Source organism: Campylobacter sp. RM15925 (assembly GCF_012978775.1).
GTDB lineage: Bacteria > Campylobacterota > Campylobacteria > Campylobacterales > Campylobacteraceae > Campylobacter_A > Campylobacter_A canis.
Map to the genome: position 1 here is coordinate 50843 of NZ_LIWP01000008.1, position 13462 is coordinate 64304.

At 37.7% G+C, this 13462-nt stretch carries 17 protein-coding genes; 9 read left to right on the top strand and 8 right to left on the bottom strand.

Features of this window, described 5'->3' with window-relative positions; genetic code table 11:
* Positions 1-4 precede the first annotated feature (4 nt).
* The 5 genes from plsX to CDOM15925_RS06255 form a co-directional block, all read right to left on the bottom strand.
* On the bottom strand, positions 5-994 hold the full coding sequence (plsX, locus tag CDOM15925_RS06235; RefSeq protein ID WP_169942199.1) for a phosphate acyltransferase PlsX: 990 nt from the start codon (positions 992-994) through the stop codon (positions 5-7).
* Positions 995-999: 5 nt separating this feature from the next.
* The gene (rpmF, locus tag CDOM15925_RS06240) at positions 1000-1146 is read right to left on the bottom strand and encodes a 50S ribosomal protein L32 (protein ID WP_169942201.1); all 147 of its coding nucleotides are present in this window, start codon (positions 1144-1146) and stop codon (positions 1000-1002) included.
* Positions 1147-1157: 11 nt separating this feature from the next.
* Complete coding sequence (locus CDOM15925_RS06245) at positions 1158-1514, bottom strand: DUF177 domain-containing protein (RefSeq protein ID WP_169942203.1); 357 nt, start codon at positions 1512-1514, stop codon at positions 1158-1160.
* Between the two features lie 8 nt (positions 1515-1522).
* Positions 1523-1936, bottom strand: a complete 414-nt coding sequence (ndk, locus tag CDOM15925_RS06250; RefSeq protein ID WP_169942205.1) for a nucleoside-diphosphate kinase — start codon at positions 1934-1936, stop codon at positions 1523-1525.
* Between the two features lie 99 nt (positions 1937-2035).
* The gene (locus CDOM15925_RS06255; protein WP_169942207.1) at positions 2036-2320 is read right to left on the bottom strand and encodes a DUF362 domain-containing protein; all 285 of its coding nucleotides are present in this window, start codon (positions 2318-2320) and stop codon (positions 2036-2038) included.
* Positions 2321-2522: 202 nt separating this feature from the next.
* Between CDOM15925_RS06255 and CDOM15925_RS06260 the strand changes: the two genes are divergently transcribed.
* The 9 genes from CDOM15925_RS06260 to CDOM15925_RS06300 all read left to right on the top strand — a co-directional run bounded on the left by CDOM15925_RS06260 (position 2523) and on the right by CDOM15925_RS06300 (position 11701).
* Positions 2523-3122, top strand: coding sequence for a peroxiredoxin (locus tag CDOM15925_RS06260; RefSeq protein WP_169942208.1), 600 nt, complete (start codon positions 2523-2525; stop codon positions 3120-3122).
* Positions 3123-3346: 224 nt separating this feature from the next.
* Positions 3347-4060, top strand: coding sequence for a PilZ domain-containing protein (locus CDOM15925_RS06265; protein WP_169942210.1), 714 nt, complete (start codon positions 3347-3349; stop codon positions 4058-4060).
* A gap of 9 nt (positions 4061-4069) precedes the next feature.
* A complete protein-coding gene (locus CDOM15925_RS06270; RefSeq protein WP_169942213.1) occupies positions 4070-6358 on the top strand; it encodes an ATP-binding protein in 2289 nt (762 codons plus the stop codon).
* A gap of 80 nt (positions 6359-6438) precedes the next feature.
* Positions 6439-7134, top strand: coding sequence for a hypothetical protein (locus CDOM15925_RS10095; RefSeq protein ID WP_249934700.1), 696 nt, complete (start codon positions 6439-6441; stop codon positions 7132-7134).
* Positions 7135-7228: 94 nt separating this feature from the next.
* Entirely contained in the window at positions 7229-7843 is a 615-nt protein-coding gene (gene plsY, locus CDOM15925_RS06280; RefSeq protein WP_169942215.1) for a glycerol-3-phosphate 1-O-acyltransferase PlsY, read from the top strand.
* The gene (locus CDOM15925_RS06285; RefSeq protein ID WP_211436693.1) at positions 7840-8157 is read left to right on the top strand and encodes a dihydroneopterin aldolase; all 318 of its coding nucleotides are present in this window, start codon (positions 7840-7842) and stop codon (positions 8155-8157) included. The genes plsY and CDOM15925_RS06285 overlap by 4 nt, the downstream gene beginning before the upstream one ends.
* A gap of 78 nt (positions 8158-8235) precedes the next feature.
* Entirely contained in the window at positions 8236-8907 is a 672-nt protein-coding gene (hsrA, locus tag CDOM15925_RS06290) for a homeostatic response regulator transcription factor HsrA (protein WP_169942216.1), read from the top strand.
* A gap of 38 nt (positions 8908-8945) precedes the next feature.
* Positions 8946-10223, top strand: coding sequence for a sensor histidine kinase (locus tag CDOM15925_RS06295; RefSeq protein WP_169942218.1), 1278 nt, complete (start codon positions 8946-8948; stop codon positions 10221-10223).
* Positions 10224-10252: 29 nt separating this feature from the next.
* Positions 10253-11701: a Ppx/GppA phosphatase family protein gene (locus CDOM15925_RS06300; protein ID WP_169942220.1), complete on the top strand. Its 1449-nt coding sequence runs from the start codon at positions 10253-10255 to the stop codon at positions 11699-11701.
* A gap of 150 nt (positions 11702-11851) precedes the next feature.
* On the opposite strand, the gene CDOM15925_RS06305 is transcribed toward CDOM15925_RS06300, so the two are convergent.
* From CDOM15925_RS06305 to CDOM15925_RS06315, 3 genes are read right to left on the bottom strand one after another with little or no spacing between them, the layout of a single operon-like run.
* Complete coding sequence (locus CDOM15925_RS06305; protein ID WP_169942222.1) at positions 11852-12697, bottom strand: excinuclease ABC subunit A; 846 nt, start codon at positions 12695-12697, stop codon at positions 11852-11854.
* Entirely contained in the window at positions 12694-13008 is a 315-nt protein-coding gene (gene fliN / locus CDOM15925_RS06310) for a flagellar motor switch protein FliN (protein WP_169942224.1), read from the bottom strand. The genes CDOM15925_RS06305 and fliN overlap by 4 nt, the downstream gene beginning before the upstream one ends.
* A complete protein-coding gene (locus CDOM15925_RS06315; RefSeq protein WP_169942226.1) occupies positions 13005-13424 on the bottom strand; it encodes a chemotaxis protein CheX in 420 nt (139 codons plus the stop codon). The genes fliN and CDOM15925_RS06315 overlap by 4 nt, the downstream gene beginning before the upstream one ends.
* Positions 13425-13462: the final 38 nt, after the last annotated feature.

Genomic DNA, 13462 nt, shown 5'->3' on the forward strand with positions numbered 1-13462 from the left:
AAATTTACCTTACAAAATGTGAAAGTTCGTCTTTGATGACTTCGTTTATATTTGAATCCGCGAAATTTAAAGCTTGAAAGATAGCGTTTTTAATGGCTTTTGCATTGCTTTTGCCATGACTTATAATAACACAGCCATCTACTCCAAGAAGCGGTGCGCCACCGTATTCGTCGTAATCAACTTGTTGCTTAAGCGTCTTGAAAACTTTTTTCATTAGAAGTGAGCCGGCTATCGCGATAGGGGACTTTTTAACGTGCTTTTTGATGATTTTAGTTATAGCATCGGCTACTCCTTCGCTTGTTTTAAGCAATATGTTGCCGACAAAGCCGTCACAGATTATCACATCTACACTCCCGTCAAATACTTGATTGCCCTCGGCGTTTCCGACAAAGCTGTCTAATTTGGAAAGTAGCGAGTAAGCCTCTTTTGTAACTTCGTTGCCCTTGCTTTTTTCTTCGCCGTTTGACAAAAGTCCTATTTTGGGATTTTTGATTTTTAAGATCTCTTTTGCGTAAGCTTCGCCCATTACGGCAAACTGAAATAGATGTTCGGCTTTGCAATCAACATTTGCTCCGACGTCCAAAACAAGAGTTTTTTTGCCTAAAACATTTGGCATAAGTGTAGCTATCGCGGGTCTTGAGACATTTTTAAGTCTGCCTACTCGTAATGTGGCTAAACTCATCGTAGCTCCACTGTGACCTGCAGATACGACCGCTTTAACCTCTTTTGCTTTAAGTAGTTCGATAGCTTTATAAATTGTACTTTCTTTTTTCTTAAGAGCGTCCGTTGCACCGTCTTCCATTGATACTATTTCAGACGCTTCTAGGTAACTAATGTATTTTTCTAGGTGTGGAGGGATAAGAGGTTTTAAAATTTTAGATTCGCCCGCTAAAACAGCGTTAAATTTGGTTATTTTTAAAGCCTCTATTACACCTTCTATTATGGGTTTGGGACCAAAATCCCCGCCCATTGCATCAATACAAATGCTTGTCATATATTTTAATACTCACCGGTTGTTTTGTTTGCGCGGTGAGGCATTTTCCATGAGCCGTCTTTATCTTTAACCGGCATAGGAAGTGTTACTTTATAGTGAGTTCTTCTTTTTGCCGCACGTGCGTGGCTAACTCTTCGCTTAGGTACTGCCATTTCATTCTCCTTTATAAATTTTTACATTTTTCGCAATAAAAATAATCGCTTTTAAAAGCCTCTATTTCACTTATAAAAACTTCATCTAAATCTACAAATCCGTCAAAAAATTCAACTACATCGTCTAAATTTTCTTCCGAGCCTTTGTAAATTCCATCGCTTATGATTAATTTTAAATTTTCATCCAAATTTAGCGTAATGTCATCGCCGCATCTATCGCAGGTATGCTCTAAAGAGCCGTTTATACTAGCTTTGCAATCAATTAAACTGTGACCAGTTCTTGTTAAATTTCCGCTAAATTTCAGATCTTCCTTTTTTAATTCAAAAGGAATTTCGTTGTTTGCAATCTTTGCAAATGCTATTTTCAAATTTTTCCTTAGCAGATTTCTCTTGTGGCAAAGAAAAAGTTGATTTCAATTTTCGCGTTTTCTAGGCTATCGCTTCCGTGAACCGCGTTTGCATCGATATTTTCGGCAAAGTCAGCTCTGATAGTGCCGGGTGCCGCTTCTTTAGGATTCGTAGCTCCCATTAGTTCGCGGTTTTTAGCTACTGCATTTTCACCTTCAAGAACCATAACTACAACCGGTCCGCTAGTCATAAATTCAACCAAATCGTTAAAGAAAGGTCTTTCTTTATGAACCGCATAAAATGCCTTAGCGTCGCATTTGCTAAGTCTTAATTTCTTCATAGCCGCGATTCTTAGTCCGTTGCTCTCAAATCTATCGACTATCTTGCCGATCACACCTTTTTTTACAGCATCAGGCTTAATGATAGAAAGTGTTTGTTGCATCAAATTTCCTTGTGTTGTTGATTTTTTTCAAGAGTTGGGGATTATATCAAAAAAAATATTAAAAACAAAATAAGCCCGCTAAAACAGGCTTATTAAAATTTAAGCTATAACAGGAGTTGCGTTTTTTCTCATATCAGAGCTTATCTCATCGCGTGACGGCTGTCCTTCGTAAGGCATATCCCATACGATACAGCCGTCGGTCGGACAGGCTGAAGCGCAAGCCGGTTCGTCGTTGTGTCCTACGCACTCAACGCATTTATCGGCATATACGTAGTATATATCTTCTCCTGTCGGGTTATCGCTATCATCTACTATGGCTTCTACCGGACACTCATCTATGCAAGAGCCGCAGCTTATGCAAATATCGGTAATTTTTACTGACATATTTTCTCCTTGGGTTTAAAAATTTTTGTAACGATATCAAAATATTAGTAAATTTGATATAAAAAATAAAATTTATTTCAAGGGTTTAAATTTATAAATTTCTGTTTAATGGCAAATTTAAAATATAAAATTTAACTGTAATTTAAATAATAAATGATACAATCTAGCCATTAATAAAAATTATTACAAGGAGAAACATATAATGTTAGTAACAAAACAAGCGCCTGACTTTACGGCTGCAGCGGTTTTAGGAAACAATGAGATCGTAGATGATTTTAACCTATATAAAAATATAGGAGATAAGGGCGCGGTGGTATTTTTCTATCCGATGGACTTTACTTTTGTTTGCCCAAGCGAGATAATAGCGTTTGATAAAAGATATGATGAATTTAAGGCTCGCGGTATCGAGGTTATAGCGGTTTCAACAGACAATCAATTCTCACACTTTGCATGGAAAGAAACACCTGTAAATAAAGGCGGCATAGGCAAAGTTCGCTTCCCGATCGTAGCTGATACAAATCACGCTATATCAAAAGGATTTGACGTGCTAATCGAAGAGGCTGGAGTTGCTCTTCGCGGATCATTTTTGATCGACAAATGCGGTAAAGTTCGCCATGCGGTTATAAATGACCTGCCACTTGGAAGAAATATCGACGAGATGATAAGAATGGTTGATACTATGCTATTTACTAATGAGCACGGAGAAGTTTGCCCTGCGGGATGGAATAAGGGTGATAAGGGTATGAAAGCTGATACTGCCGGAGTTGCCGATTACCTAGCTAATAACTGCGACAAGTTATAGGACTTAATATAAAATTTGAGTGGGGCAAATTTAGCCCCTCTTTCTTCTTAAACAAAAACAGCTTTCTAAAATAAAATTCAAAAAATAGTTTAAAATTTTAAAATACATTTTATAAATTTAGATAAAATAGTTTCAATTTAATAAAATCAATAGAAAAATTTTACTATAATTAGCAAATTTTTGATCAATAATTTCACTTGTCAGGAGGGAGGAGATCGGACTGAATGAATAAAGGTGTAAAAAATAGTAACTCCATAATTTTAAAAAGAGCCATCGATGTCTTTGAAAAAGCCCTAAACGATGGGCATTCGGTGCATTTTTTAAATTTATACAATGGTGTTAAAGTTGAGTGCTTGGGTAAAATTTTATCCGTTGAAAATGATACCGTAGTATGCGAAACTACTTTGTTGCAAATTTTAGCCATGAAAGAAGAGCGTAACGCATACATAGTAACCGATCTTTTTTTCGCTCAGAATTTAAAGGCCGACATAATATCTTTTGATATCTCAAATTTAACAGTTACGCTTGGAAATTTTATCTATATGAACAACTTGCATGCGAATTTAAGGCAGTTTCAGCGCGTATATCCAAATCGTTACACAAAAGTCGTTTTAGAGCAGGGTGAAATTCAAGTTAAGGGAAATTTATATGATATCTCAGAAGGCGGCATAGGTGTCGTCAGTGCCGATTGTGCGCCGTTTGATAAGAAAAAACCTATCATAGCGCAATTTGAACTTGAGTTTAATTCGACAAAAGAGATTGTCAGTATCGAGGTGCAGATGAAGCTGCTTGCCGATCTGGTTTATCGCGGAGCGGTTAGGTATTGTTGTCAGATATTAAGCGGTCAGCCTAGACAGGCGGATATCGCAAGATTTACAAAAGAGCGAGTTAAAGAGACTATAGAGGAGCTAAAAGAGCAACTTAGCTTATACAACTAAGGTGAATTTATGAAAACTATACAAGAAAATTTAAAGCTATTTTATGTAGGACTTAAAGATAAAGAGCCGTTTTTATATAAAAATAAAGACTTAACGACACATGCGGCGATTATCGGTATGACCGGAAGCGGCAAAACAGGTCTTGGCATAACGATTTTAGAAGAGGCTTGTATAGATAATATCCCGTCTATCATCATCGATCCAAAGGGTGATATGACGAATTTAGCGCTTGCTTTTGAAGAGATGAGGGCTGAGGATTTTTTGCCTTATATAGAAGAAAGCGAGGCTCAAAATAAAGGATTAAGCGTAGAGGAATTTGCGCAAAATGAGAGCCAAACTTGGAAAAAAGGTATAGAAAATTCGTTTCAAAGTTTAGAGCGCGTAAAAACTTTCAAAGATAGCGTAGAGCTTAAAATTTACACTCCAAAGAGCTCTGCGGGAGTCGGAGTGGCTTTGCTTGGCGATTTTGCTTGTCCTTATATGGATAACGAAGAGGAATTTAGCGAGTATGTAAGCTCGCTTGCAAGCTCGATTTTATCGCTTATCGGTGTTGATAACGATGTAAATTCCAAAGAGCATTTGCTCATATCAAATATCTTTACTCACAAATTTAAAGAAAACTCAGACGTTACACTTGAAGAGCTCATAGGCTTTATCGCAACTCCGCCGTTTGCGAAAATAGGCGTGTTTGACGTGGAGAAATTTTACCCTTCAAGCGAGCGCATGAAGCTTGCCATAAAGATAAACACTCTTCTTGCAAGCCCTGATTTTAAGGCTTGGTTAAACGGCGAGCGCTTAGATATAGGCAAGATGCTGTTTGATAAAAACGGCAAGGCGCGTTGCAATGTCTTTACTATCTCACACCTTAAAGATAGCGAACGGATGTTTTTCGTGACACTTTTGCTTAATGAGATCATCGCTTGGATGAGAAAGACCGAGGGAACAAGCTCACTTAGGGCGATTTTATATATGGATGAAATTTTTGGTTTCTTTCCGCCAAACGGCAATCCTCCTTCAAAAACTCCGATGCTTACACTTTTAAAGCAGGCTCGCGCGCACGGACTTGGCGTTATCTTAAGCACGCAAAACCCTGTCGATCTTGATTATAAAGGTCTTAGCAATATCGGAACATGGTTTATCGGCAGACTTCAAACCGCCCAAGATAAAGCTCGCGTCATTGACGGTATGACGGGAATTTCAGGCTCGGACATGGATAAAAAAGAGATAGAGGATCTAATCTCAAATTTAGCTAAGCGAAATTTTTTGGTTAAAAACATTCACGAAGACGGGCTTAGCGTTATCTCAACCAGATGGGCGCTAAGCTATCTAAAGGGGCCTTTGAGCCGCGAGCAAATTTCAAATTTGATGCAAGACAAAAAGACTCAAGTTGATAATTTAAGCCAGAAAAATAAAAGCTCAAAAACTAGCGCTAAACCTATAATCTCGCCGCAGATTGAGCAAATTTACGCATCAAATAGCGATGAGCTTGAAGGCTATCTTTACGCTAAAGCTAAAGTGAGATTTTATGACGCTAAAAAGGGACTTGACCACACCAAGGAAGTGAGTTTTCTTTATAGGCTCGATGAAGAGCAAAACGAGATTGATTGGGGTGAGGCGGCGCAGGATATACGCATAGCTACTGTCGGCGAGCCAAGCGGCAAGATATCCTTTGCTCAGTTGCCCGCTATGATAACCAACGCAAAAGACTTTAAGGCGGTAAGTAAAAATTTTAAAGATTATGTTTATAGAAATGTAAAACTTAGTCTTTTTAGCGCTCTTGGGCTAAATTCGTCTCCAAGCGAGAGCAGGGAGGAATTTTATCTAAGATTAAGCGATAAGTGTAATGAAATTTTAGAAGATGAGACGGCAAAACTTACAGAGAAATTTCAAAAAGAAAAGGCTAAGCTTGAAGACAAGCTAAATAAAGCCTTGTTGAAATTAGACAAAGAGCAAAAAGAGGTTAAGTCAAAGGGACTTGAAGCCGCTATTAGTGTAGGGACAAGCATAATAGGAGCAATCTTTGGTAGAAATTTGCTAAGTCGCACAAATTTAGGCAAAGTGGCAAGCTCTGCAAAAAGCGCAAACAAAATCCTAAAAGAGCGCGATGACGTAAAGCTTAGCGAACAAACCGTAGCTGAAATAAACGCAGATATAGAAGCCTTAATGGCTAAATTTGAAGAAGAGGCCGGCAAGCTAAAAGAGAAAAACGATGTAAAAAATATCGACATAAACGAGATAGAAATTTCTCCAAAAAATAGCGATATATACGATGAAAAGGTAGTTATCCTCTGGCGATAACCCTTATCGTACCAAAGTACAATACACTAAAGCCTTATTTTTTACTACAATAACATCAAAAATAGAAAATAAGGATTTTTATGTCAAGTGTCGGTACTGTAAAAGAAATTTTAGGAAGCGCTTTTGTAAAAGATGAAAGCGGCGAACTTCTAGGGCTTATCGTAGGTGATAGCGTAACGACAGGCGATACCATAATCACAAATTCTATAAACGATAAAGTTGTAATTGCACTTGGCGATAAAGAGATAACTCTGATAGGAAGCGATGCGCTAAAGCTTGATCAAAGCGTCGTATTAAACGAAAGTTTTGGCGAAGAGACAAGCTTGCAGGTTGCTTCCGTGCAAACTGCCATTCTTGATTTAAATTTAAGTGATTTTGAAAATATGGATACAAGTAGCGATAAAGAATCGGCTGCTTTAAGCCAGCAGAACTCTTCTTTGGACGATTCTAAAGATTATGCGGCAGATTTTACGCTTGATTTAAGCAAGGTTGCAAGCCTTGAGGGTGCGAGTCTTAATGAGAATGAAAAGCTTGCAGACAATTCGAATCTTAAAAGCATATCCAAGCAAGATTTGCTTGACATTAGCGATAAGGATAAGGGAACTGTCCTTAAGATAGATGATGAACCGACAAGTGGCGTAACTCTATCAAAAAACGAGCTTAAAAAAGATGAGTCTGCTACAACTGAAGTCAAGTATGAGAAATTTGACGCAGCTGGTGAAAAAGGCACGATATCCATAAAAATTGACACAGACATACAAACGGATTTTAGCTAATACCGCGGAGAATTCTCTCTGCCGGTTTTAAATTTATAAGAAAATCAGAGAAATTTAACTACTATAATATTTTTAAATAAACTCAGGAAAAAAAATGAATGAAAATATTATAGCTTATGTTCTTGCTTATCTACTTGGCGGAATTCCTTTCGGGCTTATACTGGCTAAAATTTTTGCAAATGTAAATATCAAAGATGAGGGTAGCAAGAGTATCGGAGCGACCAATGTGCTTCGCGTTTTAAAGCAAAAAGATCCCAAGCTTGCCAAAAAAATAGCTGTTTTAACTGTCGTGCTTGATGTCTTAAAGGGTGTTTTACCTATCCTTATAGCCAAATTTGCGGGCTTAAGCGACGCTACTCTTTGGGCTATGGCGGTTCTTGCGGTTATCGGACACTGTTACTCTCCGTTTTTGAAATTTGAAGGTGGTAAGGGTGTGGCTACAGGAGCGGGAGTGCTAGCACTATTTTTACCGATAGAAATTTGTATCGCACTTGCTGTTTGGTTTGTAGTGGGGCGCGTGCTTAAAATTTCATCTCTTGCTTCGCTTAGCGCGCTACTTGCGCTTATCGTTTCATCTTTCATCATTCATCCTCAAATTCCTGAAATCAATTCGCACGCACCGATTTTTATAATCGCTTTTGTAGTATTTTACAAGCATATCCCAAACATTAAAAGGCTATTTAGCGGCCAAGAGAGCAAAGTGATATGATAACTACGCTTATTAAGGATTATGAGCTTGAAACTATTATCGGTATGCTTGAATTTGAGCGGACAAATCCGCAAAAGGTTAGGATAAATGCCGAATTTGCAAGCGAAAATTTTATAGATTATGTTGAAGTGATTGAATTTATCGAGGCGGTTTATGAGGAATTTAAATTTCAAACCGTTGAAAATTCTCTTGAAATTTGCAGTCAAAAATTAAAAGAAAAATTTAGCGGTTTAAAATTTCTAAAAATGGAAATTTTAAAAACCGAAATTTTAAAAAACGCCTTGGTAGGAGCGAAGATAGAGCTTGAATATTAAATTTTTTTTAAAGTATCTTGAAATCTCGCTTAATTTATGCTACAATCTACAAAATTTACACCCCCAAGGATTAATAAAATGAGAATTTTAATAGTAGAAGATGAAGTAACGTTAAATAAAACGATTGCTGAAGGTTTGCAGGAATTTGGCTATCAGACGGATAGCTCTGAGAATTTTAAAGATGCTGAGTATTATATCGGAATTAGAAATTATGACTTAGTGCTTACCGATTGGATGCTTCCTGACGGCGACGGCGTAGATCTAATCAGTATCATAAAGAGCAAATCGCCTCGCACGGCTGTAGTTGTGCTTTCTGCAAAAGATGACAAAGAGAGCGAAGTTAAGGCATTTAGAGTGGGCGCTGATGACTATATCAAAAAGCCGTTTGACTTTGACGTACTTGTTGCAAGAATCGAGGCAAGACTTAGATTTGGCGGAACCAATGTAATCAAGATTGATGATCTTATAATTGATCCGGATGAGGAGAAAATCACATATCTTGGTCAAGATATCGAGCTAAAAGGCAAGCCGTTTGAGGTTTTAACTCATCTTGCTCGCCACTCCGATCAAATCGTATCTAAAGAGCAACTACTAGACGCTATCTGGGAAGAGCCTGAGCTAGTTACTCCAAACGTAATCGAAGTTGCCATCAACCAAATTCGCCAAAAAATGGATAAACCGCTAAATATCTCCACGATAGAAACCGTTAGAAGACGCGGATATCGATTTTGCTTTCCAAAAAAAGCTTAAGAACTAGATTTATACTGCAATTAGCATCGGCTTCAACGATGCTAATTCTTATCATTTCAGTGATGCTTTATCACTATATAAAAGTAACTATATATGAAAGCATCTCCCAATCCTTAATGTATGAAGCCAAACTTATCTCCACAAGCTCAAATTTAGCTAAGATGAGAGAAGGCTTTGAGTACATGACACTAAACGACAACTCAACTCAAATAAAAATCATAAACGAAGAGCTCAAGGCTAAAAATCCTTACTTCGTAAATGAAAAAATAGGCAAAAAAACTTATTTAAAGCTTTATTATCCATACATTGAAAATACGCATATAACGCTTACTAAAGAGACGACTCAGCAAAGCAAATTGATAGATCAAATTTTGATTGATATTTTAATAGTAAATGCTACCTCTATCTTGCTGGTGCTTTTTTACGCCCTGTTTTTATCCAGAATGCTTTTGGTGCCTATTAAAATTTTAAGCTTTAAGCTAAGCCAGCTTAACGAGCGGTTTTTAAAAGAAGTTAGTCTAGATGAAATTCCTTCCGAATTTGAGCCGCTTGGCAAGAGTATAAACCGCTTAATAGAGCGAATCCAAACTTTCGTAATGTATCAAAAAGAGCTTTTTATAGGGGTTGCACACGAGCTTAAAACTCCGCTTGCGGTTATGAAAACGAAAAACGAAGTTACGCTTATCAAGCAAAGGGAGCCTGAGCGCTACATAGAAGCGCTTAAAAACAATAACGAGTCGATAAATTCGATGAACAAGATGATAGGTTCTATCCTTGAGATAGGTCGTCAAGAGGGTGCGCAATTTGAAGAGGCTACAAACATTGATATCATCGAGTTTTTAAACGAAATGGCGAATAATTTTAAAATTTTAGCTCGCGGCGATGATAAAGACGTAGCCACCGATCTTTCTCCCGCCTTGCTTCATATGACGCTTCAGCCTACGCTACTAACTCACGTTGTGCAAAATTTTGTCCAGAATGCGATTAAATTTTCACCGCCAAAATCAACTATAACCCTTGTTTCAAGGCTTAAAGAGAGTGAATTTGTGATTGAAGTAATTGACGAGGGTATAGGAATTGACGAAAGCAAGGATCTTTTTGCTCCGTTTAAGAGATTTGGTGATAAGGGCGGAGCAGGGCTTGGACTATTTTTAGCCAAAGGTGCGGCTCAAGCGCTTGGTGGAAGCGTTAGTATCAAAAACCGAAAAGATGGCATTAGCGGAGCTGTTTCTACTCTTATTTTACCGATCGGAAAAAATATAAAGAATAAATTTAAAAAGATAGTAAAAAATGAAAAATCAAAAGATAAAATTTAGCCTAAATTTCACTCAAAAAAGGGCGAACAATGGCTAAGAGAACCGCCGTCATAGACCTTGGCTCAAACTCTATGAGAATGGCGATATTTGAAAAGACTTCAAGGTACGCTTTTTATATACCTGGCGAATTTAAGATGAAGGTAAGGCTCGGAGAGGGCGCTTATGAAGACGGCGGATCGATAAGCGAAAAATCGATGAAAAAGGCTCTTGACGCACTTGGCGAGTTTAAAAATATCGCAAAGAGTTACAAGTGCCACAAGGTCTTTTGTATGGGCACTTCGGCCCTTAGAGACGCACCTAATGCAAATGAATTTATAAAGCTGGTAAAGCGAAATTTGGGGCTAAATTTAAAGGTGGTAAAGGGCGTTGATGAGGCGAATTTCGGAGCGATAGCGGCTTTGAATTTACTTGAGCCGCTTGATGAGTTTGTTACTATCGATATCGGTGGTGGCTCAACCGAGCTTGCGCTGGTAAAAGACGGCAAGATACTTGAAAGCATCTCTCTTGATGTTGGCACAGTTAGGCTTAAAGAGCTGTTTTTCGATAAGAAAAATCTAAAAGGGCTTGATGGCTTCATGAAAGATGTTTTGAAGCAACTTCCGCAAAGCTTTAAGTCCAAAAACGTCGTAGCCATAGGCGGAAGCCTCAGAGCCATATCAAACTGCATAATGCAGATGCAAAACTACTCGCTAAAAAGCGTGCATAACTTTAGTTACAAATTTAGCGACTACAAGGGCTTCATCAAGGATTTAACCGAAGCTAGTGTGCTTGATCTGGCTAAATTTTACGTCAAAAAGGATCGTTTTGATACGATTAGAGAGGGTGCGTTTATATTTTTAAGTATCGTTTCGCGTCTTGATTGCGAGCGCGTTTATACTAGCGGAGCGGGACTTAGAGAAGGCGTTTTTCTAAGTGATCTTTTGCGTCCAAGCAAGAAATTTCCGCCGAATTTCAACCCAAGCGTAAAAAGCTTGCAGGATCGATTTTTAGACACTTCAAATAAGGCTGTAGTAAAATACGTAAAAGATATATTTGAAGCGCTAAAGCCTCTACACGGTATTGAAGATAAATTTGCGCGAGAACTTGAGGTGGCGGCTAAACTTTATAATATAGGCGGATGTCTTGGGTTTTACAGCGAGCATATAAACTCGTCAAATTTCGTGATAAATGCTCTAAACTACGGATTTTCGCATGAACAAAAGAGTCTTATAGCTACTATTATCGGTATGAACGGCAAGAAAAATTTAGGCGAATTTGAAAAATTTAAGAGCCTGCTTCCTAGCGAAGATACTGTTAGATGGCTTAGTTTTATGCTAAATTTGGCTAAAAATTTAGATATCAACTGCACGCATAAAAAGCTTAAATTCGAGTTTGTAAATCATACTTTGCAAATTAGCGGCGCAAAAGAAAATTTCATGGCGAAAGAGAGCTTAAAAAAGATCGCAAAACCTGCTACTTTTGCGCTGATTTTTGTTTAAGATTTTTAAGTCATTTAAAGCGTTTTTTAATTTTCTTTTTCGGATTAGCGGCGCAAAGTTTTCTTTTTGTGATTAAGTTGGTTTTTGTGAGTTATTGAGATTGCAAAAAATCGCTTTTAATTTTGTAAATTTCCAAATCGCCAACTAGGCTTAATCCTTGCTGGCCTTATCCTTATAAGCGCTTAGCGAGTTTTGGCGCTCTTCTAAAAACTGCCCGAGTTTTCGTTTGTTCTCTTCAAAAAATGCTTCAAAATCATCTTCATTTTCTATCTTGTCTTCACCGAATTTATCAAGCAAGACATTTGAGCTTCCTACAAGTACGAGATATTTTTTATTCATATGACTTAAAAGCATTACTTTGTTAAACCTATCAAGTGGCTTTTCGTAAAGCACCTCAACGCCGCCGTTTTTATTTTTGCTAAAGAGATTTGCAAATTTCGGCGCTTTTGCATAGGGCATGCCGCCTTTTGCTTTGATTGCTCTTTTGATGATAAAAAGCGTTATAAGAAGTGCAAAGAGCACACCGATCACCATATAATACCTTGCTCCCACCAAGCTCTCTTCGCTTTGAGACGGGATAGGGCTTGGAGCATTTATCTGAACGCTACTTAGTCTGTTTTCATTTTCGGCTGAGCCTAAAGCCGTTTGGGTTACTCTTACTCTAAGACCAAATCCATCAGTTGTCTTTGATGCCGTAACTGCGACGTTTGAGCTGCTTTTTAGGCTCAAGACCACGCTATTTTGTTTTGGCTCTATGTAAATTTCTTGCAAAATTTTAGAATTTATATTTTTATCGACTACCTGATCGAAATTTAGCGCATTAAATATCAGCATGGTCATATCGTTTTCGTGTTTTTGAAAGATATTTCCCTCATAAGGCGCGTCAAAGCTAAGCATGATATCTACCCTATCGCTTCTTTCGTAGATGTTGTAAGTGAGTAAATTTGATGCAAATAAAGAGATAGCCAAGGCAAAAAACGCGCTTAAAATTCTCATAACTGCTCTCTTTTGAAATACTGAATTACCGATTTGGAGTCAAGAATTTCATTGATACGGATGGCTAAATTTTTCTCATATACCATCACTTCGCCTTTTCCGAAAATTCTATTGTTGATAAAAAGCTCGACACTCTCTCCTGCAGGCTTTTCAAGATCGATTACCGAGCCGTTTTCAAGCTTAAGCAGCTCACGTACGCTAATAGTCGTCGTTCCAAGCTCGGATATAAAATCTACACTGATATCCATAAGCTCGTCATAGCTTTTAAAAAGTCCGCCTGTATCGGCTATTTGCTCAATCTCTGCACTCATGCTTTCTTATACCCTATCTTAAAAGTTCTGTTTTTTATCTTATAAATTCTCTTGTCTTCAAGCTTGATTTTAAAATTTTCTATGCGCCCCAAATACTCCGGTGTTCCAAGTTTATAAGCGCCGTTTTCCTTCTCGTTTAGCAAATTTTTAGAGTATCCTACGATCAAATTTGCAACCTCTTTGCAAAGATCGCTCAGATCGTCTTCGTTAAGCTTGTCGCTACCTAATAAAATTTTTGCAAAGTGATTTAAAGTATCTTTTTTAAAATAAAGATAAAAATGAAACTCGCTTTTGCCCTTATAAATCGGTAGCGCCGAACCGTAAAATTCACCCTTTGTAGTGCTTGCCGAATTTACTTCATAGCCTAAAATTTCATTGCAAAGATGCTTTACGCCAAGCTCAACAACCTCCAACATCTACTATCCTTAAAGTGCTAAATAGTCCTAATTATACT